At 71.9% G+C, this 23,639-nt stretch carries 12 protein-coding genes; 10 read left to right on the forward strand and 2 right to left on the reverse strand.

Translation table 11 applies throughout. The features are described 5' to 3' along the window. Positions 1–89 precede the first annotated feature (89 nt). Together OJ962_RS07295 and OJ962_RS07300 are read left to right on the forward strand one after the other, a co-directional pair. A complete protein-coding gene (locus OJ962_RS07295) occupies positions 90–2,699 on the forward strand; it encodes an Ig-like domain-containing protein (protein WP_202957045.1) in 2,610 nt (869 codons plus the stop codon). Between the two features lie 4 nt (positions 2,700–2,703). Next, complete coding sequence (locus tag OJ962_RS07300; protein WP_202957044.1) at positions 2,704–4,050, forward strand: aminotransferase class V-fold PLP-dependent enzyme; 1,347 nt, start codon at positions 2,704–2,706, stop codon at positions 4,048–4,050. On the opposite strand, the gene OJ962_RS07305 is transcribed toward OJ962_RS07300, so the two are convergent. Continuing rightward, on the reverse strand, positions 4,001–5,317 hold the full coding sequence (locus OJ962_RS07305) for an LCP family protein (RefSeq protein WP_202957043.1): 1,317 nt from the start codon (positions 5,315–5,317) through the stop codon (positions 4,001–4,003). The genes OJ962_RS07300 and OJ962_RS07305 overlap by 50 nt on opposite strands. 46 nt (positions 5,318–5,363) lie before the next feature. Here OJ962_RS07305 and OJ962_RS07310 point away from each other — a divergent pair, with 46 nt between their 5' ends. From OJ962_RS07310 to OJ962_RS07340, 7 genes are all read left to right on the forward strand, one after another. After that, positions 5,364–6,494 carry an acyl-CoA dehydrogenase family protein gene (locus OJ962_RS07310; protein ID WP_202957042.1) on the forward strand — a complete coding sequence of 377 codons (1,131 nt, stop codon included), beginning with the start codon at positions 5,364–5,366 and terminating at the stop codon, positions 6,492–6,494. After that, complete coding sequence (locus OJ962_RS07315; protein WP_202957041.1) at positions 6,491–7,393, forward strand: 1-phosphofructokinase family hexose kinase; 903 nt, start codon at positions 6,491–6,493, stop codon at positions 7,391–7,393. Before OJ962_RS07310 ends, OJ962_RS07315 begins: the two co-directional genes overlap by 4 nt. Before the next feature lie 163 nt (positions 7,394–7,556). After that, positions 7,557–13,745, forward strand: coding sequence for an NHL domain-containing protein (locus tag OJ962_RS07320; RefSeq protein ID WP_202957040.1), 6,189 nt, complete (start codon positions 7,557–7,559; stop codon positions 13,743–13,745). Next, positions 13,742–17,599 (forward strand): beta strand repeat-containing protein, encoded by a 3,858-nt coding sequence (locus tag OJ962_RS07325; protein WP_202957039.1) that lies wholly within the window; start codon positions 13,742–13,744, stop codon positions 17,597–17,599. Before OJ962_RS07320 ends, OJ962_RS07325 begins: the two co-directional genes overlap by 4 nt. A gap of 149 nt (positions 17,600–17,748) precedes the next feature. Further along, positions 17,749–18,348, forward strand: coding sequence for a hypothetical protein (locus tag OJ962_RS07330; protein WP_270006267.1), 600 nt, complete (start codon positions 17,749–17,751; stop codon positions 18,346–18,348). Positions 18,349–18,351: 3 nt separating this feature from the next. Beyond that, a complete protein-coding gene (locus OJ962_RS07335; protein ID WP_202957037.1) occupies positions 18,352–20,334 on the forward strand; it encodes a hypothetical protein in 1,983 nt (660 codons plus the stop codon). A 47-nt stretch (positions 20,335–20,381) separates the two neighbouring features. Continuing rightward, positions 20,382–21,398, forward strand: a complete 1,017-nt coding sequence (locus OJ962_RS07340; RefSeq protein ID WP_202957036.1) for a hypothetical protein — start codon at positions 20,382–20,384, stop codon at positions 21,396–21,398. On the opposite strand, the gene OJ962_RS07345 is transcribed toward OJ962_RS07340, so the two are convergent. Beyond that, positions 21,382–22,476 (reverse strand): peptidyl-prolyl cis-trans isomerase, encoded by a 1,095-nt coding sequence (locus tag OJ962_RS07345; RefSeq protein WP_202957035.1) that lies wholly within the window; start codon positions 22,474–22,476, stop codon positions 21,382–21,384. The two genes, OJ962_RS07340 and OJ962_RS07345, sit on opposite strands and share 17 nt — an antisense overlap. A gap of 159 nt (positions 22,477–22,635) precedes the next feature. Between OJ962_RS07345 and dhaK the strand changes: the two genes are divergently transcribed. Then, positions 22,636–23,637 carry a dihydroxyacetone kinase subunit DhaK gene (gene dhaK / locus OJ962_RS07350; protein WP_202957656.1) on the forward strand — a complete coding sequence of 334 codons (1,002 nt, stop codon included), beginning with the start codon at positions 22,636–22,638 and terminating at the stop codon, positions 23,635–23,637. Positions 23,638–23,639: the final 2 nt, after the last annotated feature.

The raw sequence follows: 23,639 nt of genomic DNA on the forward strand, positions 1-23,639 counted from the left end.
GCATCCGGTCAGGGGGAGCGTCGATTCCCCCTGCGCCGGTCCGCGCGGGGGTGCAGCACCCACCCCAACGAGAGCAAGTGAGGAAGAGCGTGACCCTTTCATCCCGATGGAGGCGCGCGGCGGCCGCGGCGGTCGCGGCCGCCACGGTGGTGCCGTTCGCGGCGACCGCCGACGCGGCGCCGCTGCGCACCGCCACCACCACCTCCTACCAGCGCGCGGACTTCCTCCAGCGCACGCTGGGCGTTCCCGCCAACACGGTGATCGACTCGGTCACCTACGACCGCTTCCAGCATCTGCTGCGTCAGCCGGGCACCTTCGCGCTGCTGATCGGCGATCCCTCGACCGACGCCACGTTCGCGGCGCGGGCCGTGGCCGTCGACGCGGCCGCGCGCGCCGCCGGCGCGCAGAAGGTCTATTGGTTCAACCCGAACTTCTCGGGTGGTGTCAACGTGGGTGCCGCCGAGGTCCCGGACCTCGACATCCGCAAGGCGGACGCCTTGAAGCTGATCGAGTCCTCGCGCATCCGCTTCCGGGACGCGTGGCAGAACCTGCTCGCGCAGTCGCTGGGCAACGGCGTCAAGGCCGACCGCAAGTTGCCGGGCGATCAGGGCCAATCGGTCGACACGACCGTCGGCCACGCCACCGAGGTCAACGACAGCGTCAACCCGCTCTACGACTACACGTCCGGCACGGCTCCCGCGGACGTCGCGGACAGCTTCTTCGTCGTCTACAACACCAACAACAGGGACGGCGCGGCCAACGACAAGGTCGTCGACTGGGTCAACCTCACCGACGACGCGCAGGCGGCGGCGAAGGTCGCGACGGCGATCGCGAACAAGCCGTTCGCGACCGTCGGCCAGTTCGAGTGGTGGCAGGAGGAGGCCAACGAGCGCCAGCGCGTCGCCACCCAGGGCAACGCCTCCCGGATCGGCCCGGACGTCCTCACGGCCGCCGACAACGCCGCCGCGGACGGCGGTTGGCGCGTGAACCAGGTCACCTACCCCGAGATCGTCGACATCCTCGAGCACTCGACGGACGCCGACGCGGCGATCCTGTTCGGCGGCACCTGGTGCCCGAACACGCGCGCGGTGCTGCCCTTCGTGAACAAGGAGGCGCAGAAGAACAACGTCACGGTCTACAACTTCGACACCGTCCTCGACGGTGGCAAGGTCGGCGGCAACCCAACGGGCGCGACCCCGAACCCGCTGCAGACGCGCAATCCGGAGCCCGCCGCCGACGCGCAGGGCAACGGCCGCTTCGCCAGCTACCTGTACGGCGAGCTCGTCAACCAGTACCTCGGCAATTTCGTCACCGAGTACCTGCCGACCGACACCAACGCGATCACGTACTTCCCGCACGGTGACACCAGCCAGGCGCGCAAGAGCAAGGCGCGACTGCAGGTCCCGTATCTGTTCGCCTACAAGGGCAAGAGCGGCGCCGGGGCCCAGGACGGGGTGACCCGTCAGTGGATTCACAAGGGCAACGCGCAGCCGCCGCGCACGCACACGGAGTACATGTCGAACTGGTTCTTCACCCAGCCGCAGCCGAACAAGGTCAACCTCGGCTTCTCGACGGCTCTCCCCGCCTGGCAGAAGATCAACGCCGCGATCGCCGGCTTCACCTGGCAGACGGACGTCAACACGGTCAAGCCGAGCCAGTCCGTGTACACGGATGCCGGTGACTACCTGGGCAACGAGACGGCGACCGTGGGCACCAACGCCCAGGGCAATGTGACGGTCACGTCCGGCGGCCCGACCGACATCAGCCCGGCGGCCCTGTCGGCCGCGCTCGCGGCCCTGGGTGCGAATGCGCCGAAGACGCTCGCCGAGGCGCGGACCGCGTGGCTCGCCGACAAGACGAACCCGAACCTCACCACCGTTGCCGGGGCCTGGGGCACGGTCGACACGCGCAAGGGCCAGGTCCGCACCGCGTTCGGCGACGCCGCCACCCCGAACAGCATCGCCGGCGCCGCGGCCGCCAAGCACGCGCTGGACGTGTTCTTCGGCGGCCTTCCGGGTGCGGCCGTCGCGACGCGCAAGGTGACGGCCGCACCGGTCAAGCAGGGCACCGCGGCGACGATCTCGCTCGAGGTCTCCAACTACTACGAGCGCACCGTCTCGGGTGACGTCGCGCTCGTCCTCAAGCAGGCCGGCACGACGGTCGCGTCGCCCACGGCCACGCTCGCCAACGGGGTCGCGACGTTCGCGCTCGGTGCGCTGCCCGCGGGAACGTACGACTACACGCTCACCTACGCGGGCAACGACCAGCTGCTCGGCTTCACCGAGACCGGTTCGCTGACGGTGACGGCGCCCGATCCGGTCGTCACCCCCGATCCCGTCGGGACCCCGGGCCCGACGCCGATCGCCAACCCGGGCCCCGGCCCGGCGGTCAAGGTCAAGGTGAAGGCCAGCAAGGTCGCGGGTGCCGTCTCGAAGGCGCCGACGAGCAAGAAGGCCGGCAAGTACAAGGTGACGATCACCACCGCCACGGGGCTGACCAAGGCCACGGGCAAGGTCACGCTCACGCTCAAGAAGGGTAAGACCACGAAGAAGGTGACCGGGACGCTCAAGAACGGCGTCGTGACCGTGACGGTGCCCAAGCTCGCGCGCGGCACCTGGAAGGTCTCGATCTCCTGGCCGGGCGACGGCAACTACCTGTCGGGCAAGGCCTCGGGCAAGTCGATCAAGGTCACCAAGTAGCCGGATGACCGCCACGCACACTCATGCCGGCGGCCGGTTGCTCGAGCTCGTCGGTGGCGATCTCGACGTGCCGCTCGTCGGCGGTGAGTGGGTCCGCTACGCGAACCTCGACAACGCGGCCAGCGCTCCGGCGCTGTGCCGCGTCGCGGACGCGGTCGCGGAGCTGGCGCCGTATTACGGCAGCGTGCACCGCGGGGCGGGCTTCGCGTCGCTCGTGAGCACCGAGGCGTACGCACGGGCGCGCGAGGTCGTGGGGGCGTTCGTCGGCGCTCGTCCGGACGACGCCGTCGTCTTCACGCGCAACACGACGGACGCGTTCAACCTGCTCGCGGGCGTGCTGCCCGCGGGCACGACGGTGCTCACCTTCACCGGCGAGCACCACGCGAACCTGCTGCCGTGGCGGCGGGGCGACGTCGTCGATCTCGGGTTCCCCGCGAGCGCCGCGGAGGCGCTCGCGGTGCTGGAGGCGGCGCTGCGCCGTGTCGGCGGCGCAGCGCTCGTCTCCGTGACGGGTGCGTCCAACGTCACGGGCGAGGTGTGGCCGGTCGCGGAGATCGCGCGGCTCGCCCACCGCTACGGCGCGCGGGTCGCGCTCGACGCGGCGCAGCTGGCGGCACACCGGCCGCTGGACATCGCGGCCTGGGACGTCGACTACGTCGCGTTCTCGGGCCACAAGGTCTACGCGCCCTACGGCGCGGGCGTGCTCGCGGGCCGCTCCGACTGGCTCGATGCCGGCCGCCCGTACCTGGCCGGCGGTGGTGCGGTGCGCCGCGTGACGGCCGACGATGTCGTCTGGACGACCGGCCCGGCGCGCCACGAGGGCGGCACGCCCGCGGCGCTCGGCGCAGTCGCGCTGGCGGCGGCGGTCATGGTGCTCGAGGAGACCGGCTGGGAGCGGATCCGTTCCCACGAGGACGAGCTGCTCGAGCGGCTCGTGGCCGGGCTGGACGCCGTCGGCGCGCGGCGGCTCGCATTGTGGGACGGAGGCGACCGGGTCGGCGTGGTCAGCTTCACCGTGGACGGCGTCGAGCCGGGGCTGCTGGCGGCCGCGTTGAGCGCCGAGCACGGGATCGGCGTGCGCGACGGCGCGTTCTGCGCGCACCCGCTGATGGCGCACTTCGGCGTGCCGCGCGCGGTGCGGGCGAGTCTCGGCGTCGGGACGAGCGCGGACGACGTCGACCGGCTCCTGGACGGCGTCACGCGGATCGCGTCCGACGGACCGCGGTGGGACTACATCGCGCGCGGCGCTTCGGTCGTGCCCGACCCGGACCCGCGGCCGCGTCCGTCGCTCGGCGGGCTGCTCAGCGCAGGCGCCGGGCGAGCGCCAGCATCTGCGCCTTGCTCAGGCTGAGCGTGAGCGTGTTGGACACCCAGGCGGTGCCTTCGGCGGTGCGCAGCGCGACTCGCCGGAGGCGCTTACCGTCGTAGTAGAGGTCGTACGTGCGGCCGCCGACGGTGCGCTGGCCGTCCGGTGCGGCCAAGATCGGCGGCTCGCTCCAGTCGGTGGTCTGGATGCCGTAGAACTCGCCCGGCCCGATCCGCACGGACACGTGCGACGCGCGGTGCTTGGCGCCCTGCTCGTCCTCGAGCGTGTACTCGCGGCGCGTCTGCACGCCCGTGGGGACGCGCACGCGTGACGTCTTGCGCTTCGCCGACGAGCGCTGCTTCGGGGCGGCGCTCTTCGTGACCGGGTGCAGGAAGCGACGGACCGCGGCGCGCAGCTCGGGAGGGGAGGCCGTCACGTAGGACGGGCCGATCGTCGCCGGGAAGCGCACCTGGACCACCGGCTTGCGCGCGCCGTCGAGCGCGAGCTTGACGAGGGCCGTGACCTCCTTGGTGCCGCGGATGTCGGTGCGCGTGTACTTGCCGAGCGCCCGCAGAAGCGCGTGCCGGTCGCCGAGGAGCTGCGTCACGCCCGCCTGCGCGCGGGCCTGGCGCAGGAACTCCTGCTGGCGCGCGGCGCGCACGAGGTCGTTGTCGCCGTGGCGGTAGCGCACGTAGTCGAGCGCGTCGCGGCCGCACAGCCGCTGGTAGCCGGCCTGGATGTCGATCGAGGCGTAGTTGGTCGCGGCGGTGCCAACGTTGCGGTTGAAGTAGCGGCGGTCGACGTCGGTGTAGACGCAGTCGAGCTGGTCGACGAGCGCGCGGAACCCGGAGAACTCGACGTCGATCACGTGGTCGATGTCAACCCTGAGCAGCTCGTGCAGCGTCTTGACCGTGAGCGCGGCGCCGCCCTGGGCGTAGGCGGCGTTGACCTTGGCGGTCCGGCCGTTGAGCGTGACCTGCAGGTCACGCGGCACGGAGAGCACCGTCACGGCCTTGGCCCGCGGGCTGAGCCGCACGAGCATCATCGTGTCCGAGCGCGCGTTGGCCTTCGCCGTCTTCGCCCGGTGGTCGGAGCCGATCAGCAGGATCGTGCGGGCCTCGCCGTCGGTGTCCGCGCCGTGGCGGGTGGTCGTCGTCGCCGTGGCGAGGTCGATCCGCGGCTGCGCCTCGAGCGCATCGGCGGTCGCGTGCAACTCGCTCGCCCCGACGGCGAACACCCCGCCGGCGCAGCAGGCGAACACGATCGCGCACGCGGCCAGCAACCGGGCGAGGGTGGAGGAGGACGCGGACACCAGCGATTGGTGTCGGCGCGCCGCACGTCCAGCTTGAATAAGGGCCGTGAAGGAGATCGATCAGGAGGCGGTGCGCCGGCTCGTCGACGACGTCGTGCGGCCGAACGTCGCGCAGTGGGACCGGGACGACGTGCTGCCCGCGGAGGTGCTCGAGCGGCTCGGCGCACTGGGCGTGCCGGGGGCGCTGGTGCCGGAGGCGTACGGCGGGTGCGCGGTGCCGGTGGCCGACATGGTCGACGTGTGGCGGACCCTCGCGCAGGGGTGGATCTCCCTGACCGGCGCGGTGAACACCACCGCGCTCGGGACCCAGCTGCTGGTCCGGTACGGGACCGAGGAGCAGCGGCAACGCTGGCTGCCGGGGATCGCGACCGGCGAGGTCTGGTCCTCGTTCTCGATCACCGAGCCGGGTGCCGGCAGCGACCTGCGGCGGCTGGCGACGACGGTCGAGCCGGCCGAGGGCGGGCTCGTGGTGACGGGGCGCAAGCGCTGGATCGCGGGCGGGTTCTCGTTCCCGCTCACCTTCATGCTCGCCAGGATTGCCGGGCAGGAGCGGCCCTCGTGCGTCGTCCTCCCGTCGGAGGGGCGGGGGAGCGAGACGTGGAAGACGGAGCCGCTCGACAAGCTCGGGTATCGCGGGGTCGAGTCGGCGGCGTGGACGTTCGACGCGCACTTCGTGCCCGGCGCGGAGATCCTCGGCGGGGCGGAGGGGCAGGGCGCGCGGCAGATGGTGGACGTGCTCTCCGTCGGGCGCGTGAACGTCGCCTGCCGCGGGCTCGGGATCATCGACCGGGCGCTGGAGGGCGCGCTCGGCGAGGCGACCGGGCGGGAGATCGGGCCGGGCGTGCTCGGCGACTACAGCCACACGGCGCTGCGGATCGGGGAGCTGCGGGCGCGGCAGCTGGTGGTCGAGGCCGCCGTGCGCCGCGCGGCCGAGGCGATCGACGGCGGCGAGGCCGAGGCGGGCGAGCGGGCCAGCGCGGCCAAGACGATGGCGTCCGAGAGCGCGGTGTGGGCGGTCGAGCAGGCGTCGCGGCTGGCCGCGAGCCGCTCCTACACCGAGGGCGACGAGCTCGCACGGTTGCGCCGGGACGCGCCGCAGACGCAGATCGGCGAGGGCGCCAACGACTCGCTCCTGATCGCCGCCGGCCGGGCCATGATCAAGCGGCGGACGGCATGATCGTCTGTGTCTCGCCGACCCCGGCGGTCGACCGGTTGCATCAGGTGAGCGGACCCGTGGTCGTGGGGGAGATCCACCGGCCGACGCGGGTCGTCGCGGTCGCGGGCGGCAAGGGCCTGAACGCGGCCCGGGCGGCGGCGGCACTGGGCGCCCACGTGCGCGCGGTCGCACCCCTCGGCGGCGGCTCCGGCGCCTGGATCGAGGCCGAGCTGGCGGCCGCCGGGATCGAGGTGCGCAGCGTGCGCACGCAGGCCGAGCCGCGCGTGTGCGTGTCCGTCGCGGGCGAAGGCCAGGAGCTGACGGAGTTCTACGAGGGTGCGCCGGAGTTGCTGGCCGACGAGTGGGACGCGCTGGTGGAGGTCGTGCGGGCGGCGGCGGACGGAGCGGGTTGGGTGACGCTGTCGGGCTCCCTTCCGCCCGGCTCGCCCGCGGACGGCATGGCCACGCTGATCGGCGCGGCGCGGGAGGCAGGCGCGCGGGTGGCGCTCGACGCTCGCGACGACGACCTGCGCGCCGGCGTGCTCGGCGAGCCCGACCTGATCAAGATCAACGAGCACGAGGCCCGAGACCTGCTCGGCTCGACCGACGTCGCCGCGCTGTGCCCGCCGGGCGGCGTGGCCTGCATCACCCGCGGCGCCGACGGCCTCGAGCTCGCGACCGACGGCGTGCGGCTGCGCGCGCGGCCGCCCGTGCGCGGCCGCTATCCGGTCGGGTGCGGCGACGTGACGCTGGGCGCGCTCGTCACCGCCCGTGACGCGGGCGCGGACTGGCACGAGGCCGTCGCGCTCGCGGTCGGCGCCGCGGCCGCGGCGGCGGAGGTCCCGGGCGCGGGGGTGCTGGACCCGGCGCGCGCCCGGATGCTCGCCGCGGACGTCGAGGTCAGCGCCATTCGGAGCTGACGCTCCGCAGTTGGCTACACCCTTAGGAGTAGTGGTCCCCGCGCCGTTGGAGTGTGGGTAACCCACCCTGCTGCGTCGGCGCACTCCGGGAACCTTCGGGGCACTCCCCAGGAACTCCCACACAGGTACGGACGCCGACTTGAGAACTTCTTTCCGCGCAAGCGTGCTGCTTGCCGCGGGGTTCGTGCTGCTCGCGAGCCCTGCTCATGCTGCCTCTGCCAAGCCTGACCTGTCGGTCGGCAAGGTGCAGATCACCGCCGCCACGACGGCGACGGTCACCGTCAAGAACGCCGGCAAGCGCAAGGCCAAGGGCTCGGCCCTCGCGCTCACGCTCTCCAAGGACGCGAAGGCGAGCAAGGACGATCGCGCGCTCACGACCGGCTCGGTCAAGGCGCTCGCGGGCAAGCGCTCGGCTCAGGCGACACTGAAGCTGACCGTGCCGGCCGGCACGCACCACGTGATCGCGTGCGCGGACCCGAAGAACAAGGTGCGCGAGAGCAACGAGCGCAACAACTGCCGCGCATCCGCGCCCGTCACGGTGCCGACGGGGCCGTTCGGGGCGCCGCTGCCGAGCGGGCCGCTCGCGCCGGCGGCGGGGGGCGCTTCACCCGCGCCCGCGCCCGCCCCGGGGCCCGGTCCCGGCCCGCAACCCACGGCCACCGCGACGGCCACCGCGACGGCGACGGCGACCGCGACGGTCTCGCCCACGGTCACCGCCACCCCGACCGTCACGGTCACGCCGACCGTCACCGTCACCCCGACGGTCACCGCGACGCCGACGCCCGACTTCCCCGAGCCCCCGCTCCCGCCGGCGCAGGACCCGACCGACGTGGCGCCCGACCCCAAGCCGGGCACGCCGACCACGGTCGCCGACGGCACCGAGTTCCTCTACACCGGCTCGAACCCGATCCAGAAGGAGGTCAAGCCGGGCACGATCGCCGACCGGCAGGTCGCGGTCATCCGCGGCAAGGTCCTCAAGGCCGACGGCACGCCGATGAAGGGCGCGCGCGTCACCGTCCTCGACCACTCGGAGCTCGGCTACACGTCGACCCGCGAGGACGGCGGCTACGACCTCGCCGTCAACGGCGGCGCGGACCTCACGCTCGCGTTCGAGCAGGAGGGCTACATGACCGTCCAGCGCACCGAGTCGATCCCGTGGCAGGACTTCGTCGACATCGCGGACGTGGTCCTCACCCCGTACGACGACAAGGTCACCGAGATCGAGGAGAAGGCGAGCACGCTTCAGGTCGCGACCTCCGAGACCACGCCCTCCGACGACGCCGGCCCGCGCCAGGCCACGCTCATGTTCGAGCCGGGCACGGACGCCACGATGGAGCTGCCGAACGGCCAGACGAAGCCGCTCGGCGACCTCGAGGTCCGCGCGACCGAGTACACGGTCGGCGCCGCCGGCGAGGAGCGCATGCCCGGCGAGCTCCCCGACTCCTCCGCCTACACGTACGCCGTCGAGTTCAGCGTCGACGAGGCCGTGGAAGCCGACGCGACCGACGTCAAGTTCACCAAGCCGGTCACGACCTACGTCGACAACTTCCTCGGCTTCGAGGCCGGCACGATCGTGCCCTCCGCCTACTACGACAAGGACAAGGGCGCGTGGGTGCCGTCCAAGAACGGCGTCGTGATCAAGATCGTGTCGATCGCCAACGGCCGCGCGAACGTCGACACCGACGGTGACGGCGCCGCCGACAACCGCCTCCTCGACGACGCCGAGCGGACCAAGCTCGCACAGCAGTACCCGGCGGGCAAGTCCCTGTGGCGCGTCGAGGTCGAGCACTTCACGCCATGGGACTACAACTGGCCCTACGGCTGCCGCGCGGACTGCGACGCTCCCACCGAGGCGCCGCCGCCGCCCGCGTACTGCCCCGAGTGCCAGGCCGCGGGCAGCATCATCGGCGTCTTCAACCAGACGCTCGGCGAGAAGCTCTCGGTCCCCGGCACGCCGTTCGACCTCTACTACAGCTCGGCCCGCATGCCCGGCTACAAGGAGGCCTACCGGCTCGAGATCCCGCTCACGGGCGACTCGATCAAGCCGAGCCTGCGCCGCATCGAGCTCGAGGTCAACGTCGCCGGCCGTGAGTTCCGCCAGACGTTCGTGCCGAGTCGCAACCTCAAGCACACGTTCGAGTGGGACGGCAAGGACGCCTACGGCCGCACGGTCGAGGGCGCGCAGAACGCGGAGGTGCGGATCGGCTACGTGTACCCGGCCGAGTACCTCGAGCCGGCCGAGTTCGAGGCCTCGTTCGGCCAGTTCGGCGGCGCGCCCGTGACCCGCAGCGAGGCGGGCGGCGAGGACGAGTCCCGCCGCGAGATCGTCGCCTGGCAGGAGTGGGAGCGCCCTGTCGGCGTGCTCGGCGCGGGCAGCGACGCGCTCGGCGGCTGGACGCTCGACGTCCACCACGCCTATGACCCGCAGTCGCGCACGTTGTATCTCGGCGACGGCTCGAAGGTCACCACCGAGGCGATCCGGTCCGAGCTGAGCACCGCCGTCGGCGTCTCGGACGGCAACGTGGACCCGTCCAAGCCCGCGACGATGTTCCCGCTCGACGTCGCGCGCGGCACCGACGCCGGCGCCGACGGCGCGATCTACGTCGCCGAGACCGGCGCCGACCGCATCCTGAAGGTCACCAAGGACGGCCAGGTCGAGACGCTGCTCGACGACGAGACCGTCACCGCCCCGCGCGACGTCGCGGTCGCCGACGATGGCACGCTCTACATCTCCGACACCGGTAACGCACGCATCCTCAAGCGCGACCCGCTCGGCAACGTCAGCACGTTCGCCGGTGGCGGCGACCCCGACACGCTCGGCGACGGCGGCCCCGCCACGCAGGCGAGCCTGCACCAGCCGCGTGGCCTCGCGCTCGCCGCCGACGGCACGCTCTACATCGCCGAATCGGGCCGCGATCGGATCCGGAGGGTCGCGCCCGACGGCCGCATCAACACCATCACCTCCGACCTCGACCTCCCGACCGACGTCGCGGTCGACGCCGAAGGCACGCTGTTCATCGCCGACGCGCTCAACGGCCGCGTCCAGCGCGTCAGCGCGCAGGGCGAGACGGCGACGCTGGCCGAGGTCGACCAGCCATACGGCCTCGATGTCGCCGACGACGGCACGGTCTACGTCTCCGACCGCATCCACCACCGCGTCCACCAGATCGCCAAGGACGGCACGCGCAGCGTCTTCGCCGGAACGGGCCGCAGCGGCAAGGCGGGCGACGGCAACGCTCCCGCGCAGGCGCAGCTCGCCTTCCCGGAGGACGTGACGGTCGCGCCCGACCAGTCGGTGCAGATCGCCGACACCGGCAACGCGCGCATCCGCCGCGCCTCGCCGGGCCTCCCGGGCTTCGTCGACGCCGACTTCTCGCTCCCGAACCAGGACGGCACGGCGGTGTTCATGTTCGACCGCACCGGCCGCCACGTGCGCACGCTCGACGCGCTCACCGGCCGGCCGCGGCTGACCTTCGGCTACGACGCCTCGGGCCGCCTCATCACCGTCACCGACGCCGACAACAACGTCGTCCAGATCGAGCGTGACGCGGCCGGCACCGCCACCGCGATCGTCGCGCCCGGCAACCTGCGCACGACGCTGAAGGTGGAAGGCGGCCTGCTCACCGAAGTCAAGAACGTCGAGAACGAGGCGCACACGCTCGCCTACCACCCGGGCGGCCTGCTCAAGACGTTCAAGGACCCGCTCGGCCACGACGCCCACTTCACCTACGAGGCCGCCACCGGCCGGCTGAAGACCGACGAGGACAAGGGCGGATCGGTGGTCACGCTCAGCCGCGAGCCGACCGCCGACGGCTACCGCATCAAGCGCACCTCCGACATGAACAAGGTCACGCTGTTCGAGGCCCAGCAGCTGCCCGGCGGCGGCTCACGCTCGATCACGACCGACGCGTCCGGCGCCACCTCGACGATGGACTACCGCGCCGACGGCGTCACGCGCGTCACCCAGCCCGACGGCACGGTGACCGAGAGCACGCACGCCGGCGATCCTCGCTGGGGCATGCGCGCCCCGTACGTCGCGCGTAAGACTCAGGCGACGCCCGCGGGCCGCACGAAGGTGTTCACCAGCGAGCGGACGGTGGAGCTCAAGCAGCCCGCCAACCCGTTCAGCATCGAGACGCTCACCGACGAGAGCGCGATCAACGGCAGGACGTCCCGGCGGGAGTACGACGGCGAGACGCGCACGCTGACGACGACCTCGCCGTCCGGCCGCACGCTGTCGACGAGCTACGACGCCCAGGGCCGTCCGGTCACGCACGACTACGGCACCGGCGTCGCGCAGCGCAAGCTGACGTGGGACGCCAAGGGCCGCCTCACCAAGGTCGTCCAGGGCGATCGTGAGACCACCTACACCTACGACCCGAACCGGCCGCAGCGGATGCTCACCCGCACCGACGCCGATGGCCACACCGTCACCTACGGCTACGACAACGTCGAGCGCGTGACCTCGGTCAAGCTGCCGAGCAACCACACGTACGGCTTCACCTACGACGACCTCGGCAACCGCACCCAGGTGACGATGCCGAACGGCAAGACGCACACGTACGCGTTCTCGCCGACCGGGAACCGGACGGGCTACACGGCGCCGGGCGTCGCGCCGCTCACGCGCGCCTACGACGACGACCATCTCACCACGTCGGTCACCACCCCCGGCCGCGGGACGACCGCGTTCAACCGCAAGACCGACGGGCGCTTGACCGGCGTCGGCGACGCGGTGTTCACCTACGCGGACGGCACGAGCCGCATCGGCTCCGCCACGCGCGGCACGCGCACCGACGCGTTCGCCTACGACGGCTCGCTGCAGACCGCCGCGGGCGAGTACACGTACGACTACAGCGACAAGCTGGAGCTGCAGTCGGTCCAGCTCGCGGGCCAGCCCAAGCTGGCGCTCTCCTACGACGAGGACGGCTTCATCGACGGCTCCGGGCCGTTCAGCTGGGAGCGAGAAGGCCCGCTGGGCGCCGTCAGCGCGATCACGGACGAGGCGCTGAACCTCGCGCTCAGCTACGACGGCTACGGCCAGCCGCGCGGCCGCACGCTCACCGTCAAGGGCGCCAAGCGCTACGAGAACACGATCACGCGTGACGACTCCGGCCGCATCACCAAGCGCGTCGAGACCGTCAACGGCGTCACCAAGACCTACGACTACACCTACTTCCCGGACGGGGAGCTCAAGTCGGTCACGGGCGGCGCGAACGAGGCGTACGCCTACGACGCCAACGGCAACCGCGCCGGTCACTCCTACACCGACGACGACCGGATGACGGGCGACCACGTGTACGACCAGGCCGGCTTCCTCACCCGCCGCGGCACGGACACGTTCACGTACGCGGATCGCGGCCAGCTCCTGTCGGCCACCGTCGGCGGGCAGACCGTCACGTACGAGTACGACGCGTCGGACCGCATGGCCGCGCGCGTGGCCGGCGGGGTGCGCACGGAGTTCCTCTACGGCGCGCCCAGCAGCCCGTTCCGCGTCACCGCGAGCCGCACCGGTGGCGTGCTGACGCAGTACCTCTACGACCACGCCGGGCTGCTGGTCGCGGTCGAGCGCGGCGGCGCGCGCTTCTACGTCGGCACCGACCAGGTCGGCACGCCGCGCGTGGTCACGGACGCGAACGGCACGGTCGTGCGGACCTACGAGCGCAGTGCGTTCGGCGTGCGCGACCGCGCGAAGGAGACCGGAACGTTCGAGCTGCCGATCGGCTTCGCGGGCGGCCTCGAGGACCCGGTCACCGGCCTCGTGCGCTTCGGCCTGCGCGACTACGAGCCGGCCAGCGGCCGCTTCACCGCGCGCGACCCGATCCTGCACACCGGCGGCATGAACCTGTTCGTCTACGGCGGCAACGATCCCGTCTCCAAGCGCGACCCGTCCGGCATGGACGAGATCGACCCCTCGCTGCTGCAGCTGCCGACCGCGAGCGAGCGGATCGTCGGCCAGTTCAACAAGCTCGTCGAGTGGGTGCAGAGCGAGGAAGGCGGGGAGGTGCTCGAGACGATCGCCGAGATCCCGGTCGAGAACCCGATCTCGCAGGGCGCCGAGCGCCTCACCAAGGGCATCGAGACGATCGAGACGGCCACCGACCTCGCCGAGGACGCGTTCGAGATCTACGAGGCCGAGCAGCGCGAGCCGTCGCTGCCCAAGCAGGGCCTGGCGTGGCTCAAGTGCGCGCTCGGGTTCGCCGACGACATCCAGCCGATCGCGATCACGCCGGCCGAGGCGGCGGAGAAGGCCCTCGAGCAGGGCCTCGAGGACGCATTGCACCAGGAGCAGTGGGACACCCGCAACCACACCGCACGCCAGCGCTACCAAGAGATGGGGATCTACGGAAAATGATGCGACGGATCGCATGTCTGGCCGGCGCCTTGATGGCGTTCGGCGGCGGTACGGCCATGGCGGCCGACATCACCTACACGGGCGCCAGCGGGGCGTGGACGACCGCGGCCAACTGGGACCTCGGCCGCGTCCCGGCACCCGGCGACACGGTCCGCATCCCCACCGGCAAGCAGGTCACGCTCGACACCGCGGCGAGCGTCGCGCGGCTCGAGCTCGCCGGGGCGGTGCTGGGCACGGGCGACCTCACGGTGGGCTCGGGCACGTGGACGGGCGGCTTCATGGGCGGCTCCGGCACCACGCGCGTGACGGGCACGTTCACGCATTCCAAGAACGTCGCGCTCAACGACACCCGCGTGCTCGCGATCGAGGGCACGTTGGAGCTGGCCGAGGGCGGGACCTACATCAACCGCGGCACCAACGCCACGCCGCTGATCCGCAACACGGGCACGATCAAGCGCACAGCCACCACGGGTGTCGTCGAGCTGTTCGCGCCCGTGGAGAACGACGGCGTGATCGACGGTGTCGAGCTCGAGGGCGGCGGCAGCGGCTCCACGGGCCAGTTCATAGGCGCGGACTTCCACGGCGGCACGCACGAGCTGGCCGACGGCGCGAAGCTGGTGAACACGACCATCAGCGGCGGCGCCGTCGACGTGACCGGCACCGTGACGGCGACCGGCGCGCAGACCGGCGGCACGCTCGGCGGTTCCGGCACGTTCCACATCACCGGGCCGTTCGCGTGGTCGGGCGGCGTGATGGGCGGTGCGGGCACCACGCGCGTCACCGGCACGGTCACCCACACCAAGAACGCGGCGCTGCACGACACGCGCGTGCTGGCGATCGAGGGCACGCTGGAGCTGGCGGGCGCGAACCAGTACATCAACCGCGGCACCAGCGCCACGCCGCTGATCCGCAACACGGGGACGATCAAGCGCACGGCCGCGACGGGTGTCGTCCAGCTGTTCCCGGCCGTCGAGAACGACGGCGTGATCCGCGACGTCGAGCTCGAAGGCGGCGGGTCCGGCTCTACGGGCGAGTTCGCCGGCGCGACGCTGCACAGCGGGACGTTCGAGCTCGAGACCGGCGCGAAGCTGACCGCGGTGACGCTCAACGGCGCGACCGTCAACACCGCCGGGACCGTGACGGGCAGCGGCCCGACGACGCTGTCGGGCGGCACGCTCGGCGGCACGGGCACGTTCGTGTTCGGCGGTGCGTTCACGTGGTCGGGCGGGCAGATGACCGGCGCGGGCACGACCCGGGTGACGGGCGCGTTGACGCACACCGCCGCCAACACGGCGCTCTCGGCCGGGCGCGTGCTGGCCGTCGAGGGAACCCTCGACAGCACGCGCGCCATCAACGGCACGGGCGGGGCGGCGATCCGCGTCACCGGGACCTACAAGGGCACGGGCACGACGACGGCCGCGGTCGACAACGACGGGCTCGTGCAGGGCGTCGAGCTCGGCGGCGGCGGCACGGGCGTCTCGACCGGCGTGTTCTCGGGCGCGGCGCTCAAGGCCGGGACGTTCGAGCTCGACGCCGAGCTGGCCGGCAACACGGTCGTGTCCGGCGCCACGGTCAACGGCGCGGTCGAGCTCGTCGCGGCCCGGCTCACGGGCGGCACGGTCGGCGCGGCCGCCGACGTGACGGGCACGCTGGAGTGGACGGGCGGCAAGATGGCCGGGCCGGGCACGACGCGCGTCACGCAGGGCGCCACGCTGATCCTCAACGGCATCTCCTCGCTGGCGACGGGCCGCGTGCTCGAGAACCGTGGGCTGATCGACGTGCGCGGCAGCGCTTCGCTGTTCGACGATTTCGACCAGCCGGCCGAGCGCGTGGACAACCACGGCACGATCCGCAAGACCGCCGGCACGAGCTCGACGCTTGGCGCGCCGCTGCGCAACGCGGGCACGGTCGACGGCGCCGTCGGCGAGCTGGTGCTCGAGGACGGCACGAGCGAGCCGGACACGGGCACGTTCACCGGCGCCCGCGTGGTGCTCGGCGGGGCGCGTACGCTGGCCGGCGCGGCCACGCTGCCGGGCACGGTCGAGCTCACCGCCGACCTGACGGTGCGCGCCGGCGACACGCTCGCGATCGATGGCACGCTGCTGCATCGTGCGGGCCGGCTGCGCGGCGACGTGCTGGTGAACGGGCGCGTGCGCGTGGACGGCGGGCGCCAGTCCGGGCCGGGCACCACGACCATCGCCGCGGCGGGCCAGCTCGTCGTCACGCCGTTGCGGACGTTCGGCTGCGGTTCGGGCTCCATGGACGCCGGCCGCGTGCTGGTCAACCACGGCTTGGTGCGGCTCGAGAAGGGCGGCCAGCTCGGCGTGGCCGACGGCGTGCGCATCACCAACGGCGGGCGCATCGAGCTCGACACGCCCAACGACACCTCGTGCGGCAGCGCCGCCGGCATCCACGGCGACGCGGTGCTGCTCAACACGGGCACGATCGCGAAGACCGGCGGCACCAGCGGGTCCTACCTGCGCGTCGTGGTCGACAACGACGGCACGATCAACGGGCCGCTCGAGCTCGAGAGCGCCGAAGGCGTGACCCACACCGGCACGTTCAAGGACGTCGTGCTGGGTGACGGCGTGCTGGTCGTGGACGCGGGCACGGCGTTGACGGGTGTCACCGAGGTCGCGGGCGGCGAGCTGCGCGTGCTGGCGCCCGTGACGCTCGCGGGCCTGCGCCAGACGGGCGGGACCATCGCCGGCGGCGGCGCGCTGACCGTGACCGGGACGCTGACCTGGTCCGACGGCGACCAGGAGGGTCCGGGCGCGACCGTGCTCGCCGCGGGCGCGACGGGCGTCGTGTCCGACAACGTCGGGCTCGACGAGGACCGCGAGCTGCGCAACGCCGGCACGCTGACGCTCGACGACGCGACGCTCTTCCTGGCGTCGGGCGCCTCGATCCGCAACGCGGGCGTGCTCGCGCTCGACGGTGCCGCGGAGCTCCAGGACTCGGCGTTCCGCTACGGCTTCGGCGAGGCGGGCCTGGTGCACAACACCGGCACGCTGCGCAAGACGGGGACGGGCGTGGCCCTCGCGCGGGCGTCGATCGACAACGACGGCGTGATCGAGGTCCTCGACGGCCGGCTCGAGCTGCCGGAGCTGCTGAACTGGAGCGGCCCGCTGATGGGCGGCGCCGGCACGCTCGCGGGCGGCCGGTACGTGGTCGGCAACGGCGCGGCGCTCCTGCTCCCGGGCGCGCTGAAGACGAACGCGGCGCGCGTCGCCCTTGGGGCCGGCTCGCAGGTCCTGCACTACGCGTTCACCGGTCCGCAGCCCGTGCTCACCGACGGGTTGGGCGGGCTGCTGCGCAACGCCGCAGGCGGCGTGCTGGAGCTGACCGGCGGGCGCTCGCTGACGGTCGCGGGCACGTTCGTCAACCAGGGCGTCCTCGCTCTGGGTGCGGGCTCGACGCTGAGCGCCGGCGGCTATGTGCAGGCCGCGGGCGCGGTGCTGCGGCCCACGCTCACCCCCGCCTCGGCGGGACGTGTCGCGGTGACGGGTACGGCACAGCTCGGCGGGCGGCTCGACGTCGTCGCGCCCGCCGCGGTCGGCGGCGACGTGGCCGTCGTGAGCGGCGCGGTCGCCGGAACGTTCGGCGCGGTGACGGGCGAGTACGTGCCGACCTACGCCGCGGGCGGCGTGACCGTGCGCCGTCCCGGCGGCGAGGCGCCCGCGGCGGCGCTTGCGGAGAGTCCGGCGGCGGCGACGTTCGCTCCGGCCGCTCCCGCGCTCGCCCCCGCCCCTGCGAGCGCGAAGGCGCCCGCGGCCAAGGCGGTCGCGCGCAAGCCGGCCAAGCCGGTCAAGAAGGCGAAGAAGAAGACCAAGAAAAAGAAGAAGCGCCGCTGAGCGAGCGACGTCCCGTTGCTGACCTCAGCAGCGGGACGTCCCCCTCCGATGGCCAGGAGCCGCTTGCTTATGGTCAACGTGTCTGTTTAGGGTCCGTTTCATGGTCAAGGTCCCTATCTGCGGTCGTCATGCGCCTTGACCCTTGGCACGTGATCGTGCCGCTGCTGGTCATCGTGGTGGCGGCGCTCGGGCTCGCCCTGAGCACCAGTGCGGCCGCCTCCTGCGCGAGCGCACAGGAGCGCGTCGATCACGGCCAGCTCGAGGAGGCGCAGAAGGAGCTCAAGGCGATCCTCGCCGACGAGCCCGGCAGCACGTGCGCTAAGAGCAAATCGGCCGAGGTCCAGACCAAGCTGGCCGACAAGCAATGCGCGGCGGCCAAGACGGCGCTCAAGGGTGAGCTCCTCAACCAGGCGCTCAAGGGCTACCAGCAGGTCTTGGCAAGTGACCCGGCCAAGGAGTGCGCGCAGCAGGGTGTCAGCGACGTCGCCGAGAAGCTCTGCGAACGGGCCACGACGCTCACGAGCCGGAAGGCCACAGCCGCGGTGGCCGACATCTACAAGGTCGTCTACGCCATCGAGCCGCTGCCGTCCTTCGACAAGTGTCCGAAGCTCGCCGAGCAGCCACCGGGGCCGCCTGAAGGCCCGCAGTTCATCGTTATCCAGGGGGCCAACGGGAGGAACGGTGAAAACGGCCGCAACGGCCGAAACGGCACGACGAGGATCGTCGTCGTCAAACGGAAGAAGGGCTGAGCCGTGGACGAGAACGTCTGGTCGTCGCTCGCAGGCGCCGCCCGCGATGTCGTCGCCGCGATCGAGGCGTGGTTCAGAGACCTCGGCGCGATCGAGTTCGTGCTGCTGGTCGCCATCGCGTGGGCGATCTACTGGATCTGGTCGACGCTGCGTGCGATCACTCGGCTCGGGCCCGTCGAGGTCGCCGAGCTTGAGTTCGGCGGGAAAAACGACTCCAAGCCCGACGTCAAGGCCCTCACGACCCTCTTGCGCGAGCGGCTCGCCAAGGGCGGGTTGCTGCCGCCGTCCGACGTACCCGCCGGCTCGCCGCAGACCGACCTGATCGCCGCGGTCGAGGGCAGCGGCCGCCCCAACGCGGACTGGATCGCGAACCTGCTCAAGCTCCTGCCGCACCCGCCGCGCTCGACGGCGTACAAACTGAGCGGCACGCTCATCAAAGGCAATGTGCAATGGCACCTGCGGTACTGGATGCAGCCGACGAGTAGGGGCCGGTCCGTCATGAGAACCGTCTCTGGCTCCGGCGAGGACGAGGTCATCAAGGCCGCGGCCGCGGAGATCTTCCTGGAGTTGACGAAGAGCGCCGTGCACGTCTTCCCGCAATGGGCACGCTGGTCGAAGCCACCCGCGTTCCGTTGCTATGTCGATGGGCTCGGCCAGCAAGGGGCCAACGCACGCGCGGCCTTCGAGGCGGCGTCGGAGGAGCAGTTCGAGAACCTGTTGCCGCGGCTGGCGCTCGCGAACCTGGAAGAAATATGCGCAGGAGAGCTCGCGAAGACTGCCGCTCCACCGCAAGCCGCGACCGCGCAGGCGAAGGCAGTGCGCTTGTACCTCGACATCGGCGTCGCCGGTTCCGACGTGATCTCGGCTCGCTACCGCGCCGGCATCAGCGCCTCAAGTCTTGCCACCGTGTGCCAGGAGCTCTCGCGAGACAACGCGACGCTCACGAAGGTGTGCAAGACCGTCGGCCTCGAGACCGGCACGGAACAGCCGATGGCGCCCACGAAGGTCACGGACGCGTTACACACGTTGGCCGCCAACGAGGTCACCGCCGCGTGGCAGCTCACCGGGCGGTTCCACATCCTGTTCGCCCAGGGTCGCCTCCGTCATCGTTACGAACCGACCGGCGTACGCCGCCGCAGGCTGCGCCGGTCGATCGCGATTGCGCGCCACACACTGCGAGCCCGAGCACGGCGCTTCGACACGTCCAAACCGGCGGACCTGGAGATGCGCTGGAGGAGGGCGAGCGTGCGCTGGCTGCACCTCGGGCTGCTGCGCGCAAGCGCTGGCTGGAACGCCCACTACAACGCGGGCTGCTTCTACGCCCTGGTCCATGCCCGCGCCCATGGCAACTCGCCCGCCGATCCGCAGCGATCCAGCCTCCGGCGGCTGCGACGGAGGGCGTACGCGGAACTCAACCTGGCGATCGATCAATCGGGCGGCGCGCTGCCCGAGGAGTGGCTGAGCGAGGGTGATCGCGACCTGCAGTCGCTGCGTGACGTCGCCGAACACGAATGGGACCTGATCCTCATGCGCGAGACCGGGACGCCGGCTGCGGGAGGTTCCTTTCCTGAACCGGCGTGGGGCAATCCTCACCGTCGTCGGATTGCGTGGTACGGCCTCGCCGTGGCGCTCGTCGCGGCAGCGGTGGCCGTGCTCGTCGACCTGAGGATCGATGATCGGCGCGTCCTTGCGGCCGCGGGCGCGATGCTCGTCGTGCTCGCGCTCGCAACCCGGCTCATCCCGCGCTTGGGACCACTGTTCGTGCTCGTCGTCGTGATCGCGGGTGCACTGGGGCTCCTGCTGGTCGATCCCTCCGAGGACATCCGTCGCGCCGTCGGTCCCGCACTCGGGTTCGGGGCGGCGATCACGCTCGCCCTGCTCATGGCGCGGCGTGCCGGAACTCAAGCGGATCGCGCGGATAAGCTGTCGATTGCCCTGTGGCAAAAGAAGCAGGAGGCTGCGAACGCAGCGGCTGCGGCCAGCTAGCGCGGATTTATCGACTACAAGCGTCGTTGGCCGCTAGCCTGGGATGGATGCATCGTCCGGTCCTCGCGCTGCTCGCCGCGCTCGCCTGTCTGACTCTGGCCGCCTGCGGAGGCGGCGGTGGGGAGAGCGAGGCCCCGTCCGACCCGATCGAGCAGGTGCCGGAGGACACGCCGGGCCTGCGCGAGGCGGTCAAGGAGGCGCGCAAGCCGGACGCGACGTCGTTCCCGCCCGTGGAGGGCAAGACGCTGCAGCAGATCGCCGACCTGGTGCGCTCCGGCCCGCAGGCCGCGCTCGCGACGTCGGTGCTCACGACGGGCGAGAACCGCTTCACGTTCGGCGTCATCGGCCAGGACGGCAAGCCGATCTACGGGCCGACGGCGATCTACGTCGCGCCGACGCCGGAACAGCCCGCGCAGGGTCCGTTCGCCGCGCCGGCGGACATCCTGCTCACGCAGGACCGCTACAAGAGCAAGCAGGCGGCGACGGACACGGACCCGTTCGCCGCGGTCTACGCCGCGCAGGTGGAGTTCGACAAGGCCGGCCAGTGGGCGGTGCTGGTTGCCACCCGTCGTGACGGCCAGCTCGTCGGCGCGCCGACCCAGGTGAAGGTCGTCACCAAGGCCCAGGACAAGGTCCCGGACGTGGGGGAGAAGGCGCCAAGGGTCGCCACCGACACGCTGGAGACGGTCAAGGGCGACGAGACCCTGCTGGACACGCGCGACCCGGTGAGCGACATGCACACCGACTTCGCGACCGTCGTGGGCAAGAAGCCCGTCGCGCTGCTGTTCGCGACGCCGCAGCTGTGCCAGTCCCGCGTGTGCGGGCCGGTGGCCGACATCGCCCTGCAGATGCGCGCCAAGTACGGCAAGCAGGTGGAGTTCATCCACCAGGAGGTCTTCGTCGACAACAATCAGCAGAAGGGCCTGCGCCCGCCGCTGCAGGCGTTCAACCTGCCGACGGAGCCCTGGTTGTTCGTGATCGACAAGCAGGGCAAGGTCACCGCGCGGCTGGAGGGCTCGTTCGGCGTGGACGCGTTCGAGGCCGCGGTCAGAACCGCCCTGTAGCGCGCGGCGGGGTCGGCGTCGGCGCGGCGGCCGGGCCGTTGCGGCAGTCGCTCGTCGTGAAGCCCTCCGCGCACTCGGTCTTCGCCTTCCAACGCGCCGTGAAGTCGTGCACGAAGGCGTCGAGCGCGTCCATCTGGGCCTGGGCGGTGAGCATCTGCTCGATCGTTTCCTTGACTTCCGCGAAGCGCTGCCGGCGGGCCGGCTCGACCCTGGTGACGGTGAAGACGTAGTAGCCGTACTGCGTGCGGACCGGGCCGACCAGCTGGCCCTTGGCGGCGCGGAAGACGGCCTTGTCGAGCGTGCGGTCCAGCGTGTCTTCGGCCTGCGCGGGGAGCCTGCCGGCCTTACGCCGGGTTTCGCCGTCGATCGAGTAGCGCCTCGTCACGGCCTTCCAGGAGGCGCCGCCCTCGAGCGCGGCACGGGCCCGCGCGGCCTCGTCCCTGCGCTTGGTCAGCACGATCCGCAGGTCGCGCAGCTCGGGCACCGCGAACTGCGATCGGTTCTCGGTGTAGTACAGCTTGATCTCCGCCTGTGAGACCTGCGCCTGCCCCGCGGTCGCGTGGTCGCGGAGCTTGTTCGAGAGCAGGTCGAGCTTGACGCGCTGAAGGATGTCCTCGAGCCGCTGACCGGACGTCTTGATGAACTTCTGAAAGTCGGCCTCCGTGGGGAAGCTCTGCCGCTTCTGTTCCTCGAAGTCCCGGGCGACTTCAGCGTCGGTGACGACGATGTTCCGGGCGGCGGCCTCGCCGCTGATCCACCTGAAGCTGATCAGCAGCTGCATGACCTGGTCGCGCAGCTGCGCATACTCCTCCTCGCACTCCCGCCGCAGGCGCGTGTCCGCGACCTTGCGCGACGTCGCCTTGCGCTTGGTGGCGATGCAGTCGCGGTAGCCGTTCGCCACGTCGGGCACCGCGGTCGGGTTCCCGGTCGACCGGGCGGCGATCGTCATCCACCGGTCGAACTCCTGCCGCTCGATGGCCTGGCCGTCGACCGTCGCCACCGGGTCGGTCGGCGCGCCGCTCTGAGCGAAGACGCCGGTCCCGGCGACGGCGAGGATGGTCAGTGCGGACTTGATCATTGGGCAGGCGGGTCGAGGTCAGGGCGTCGAGCGTCGCGACAGTGTGGCGTGCACGAGCCGCGCGAGCACCCCGGGTCGACACAATGCGTACTCGTATCTCGCGCGCGTCTGGCAGTCTTCGGAGCGGGTCGGCCCATCGAGAGGAGTCACATGGCATCCATGCGCAAGCTGCTCAATGACCCGGAGGACGTGGTCCGGGAGTCGCTGGCCGGGCTCGCGGTCGCGCACGGCGACATCCTCAAGGTCGACCTCGAGCAGCAGATCGTCGTCCGCGCCGATGCGCCCAGGCAGGGCAAGGTCGCGCTCGTCTCGGGCGGCGGGGCGGGGCACGAGCCGATGCACGGCGGCTTCGTCGGCCTCGGAATGCTCGACGCGGCGTGCCCGGGCGCGGTGTTCACGTCGCCGGTGCCCGACCAGATGCTCGCCGCGACGACCGCCGTGGACGGAGGCGCCGGCGTCGTGCACATAGTCAAGAACTACACGGGCGACGTCATGAACTTCAAGCTCGCGGCCGAGGACGCCGCGGATGAGGGGATCGAGGTCGAGTCGGTGCTGATCGACGACGACGTCGCCGTGCAGGACTCGCTGTACACGGCGGGCCGGCGCGGCGTCGGCGCGACGGTGCTGGCCGAGAAGCTCGCGGGCGCTGCGGCCGAGCGCGGGGACGACGTCGTGGCGGTGGCCGGAATCGCCCGGCGCGTGAACGAGCGCGCGCGGTCGTTCGGGATCGCGCTGTCCTCCTGCATCCCGCCCGCGGCCGGCAAGCCGATCTTCGATCTGCCCGAGGGGGAGATGGAGGTCGGCATCGGCATCCACGGCGAGCCCGGCCGCCGGCGCGAGCCGCTCGGCACGGCCCGCGAGATCGCCGCGGAGCTGGTCGAGGCCGTGATCTCCGACCTCGCGCCGGCGGACGGCGCCGAGGTGCTCGTGTTCACGAACGGGATGGGCGGCACGCCGCTGCTCGAGCTCTACCTGCTGCACGGGGAGATCGAACGCGAGCTGACCGAGCGCGGGCTGCGGCCGGCCCGGCGGCTGGTCGGTCCGTTCATCACGTCGCTGGAGATGGCGGGCGCGTCGCTCACGGTGCTCGAGCTCGACGACGAGCTCGCCGCCCTCTGGGACGCGCCGGTCCATACCGCCGCGCTGCGCTGGGGGACCTGAGC

It is taken from the genome of Solirubrobacter deserti, from assembly GCF_027587175.1.
GTDB lineage: Bacteria > Actinomycetota > Thermoleophilia > Solirubrobacterales > Solirubrobacteraceae > Solirubrobacter > Solirubrobacter deserti.

Coding starts and splice junctions, on each gene's coding strand:
- OJ962_RS07300 (WP_202957044.1), top strand. CDS start 2,704: ATGACCGCCACGCACACTCATGCCGGCGGCCGGTTGCTCGAGCTCGTC.
- OJ962_RS07315 (WP_202957041.1), top strand. CDS start 6,491: ATGATCGTCTGTGTCTCGCCGACCCCGGCGGTCGACCGGTTGCATCAG.
- OJ962_RS07325 (WP_202957039.1), top strand. CDS start 13,742: ATGATGCGACGGATCGCATGTCTGGCCGGCGCCTTGATGGCGTTCGGC.
- OJ962_RS07340 (WP_202957036.1), top strand. CDS start 20,382: ATGCATCGTCCGGTCCTCGCGCTGCTCGCCGCGCTCGCCTGTCTGACT.
- OJ962_RS07345 (WP_202957035.1), bottom strand. CDS start 22,476: ATGATCAAGTCCGCACTGACCATCCTCGCCGTCGCCGGGACCGGCGTC.
- dhaK (WP_202957656.1), top strand. CDS start 22,636: ATGCGCAAGCTGCTCAATGACCCGGAGGACGTGGTCCGGGAGTCGCTG.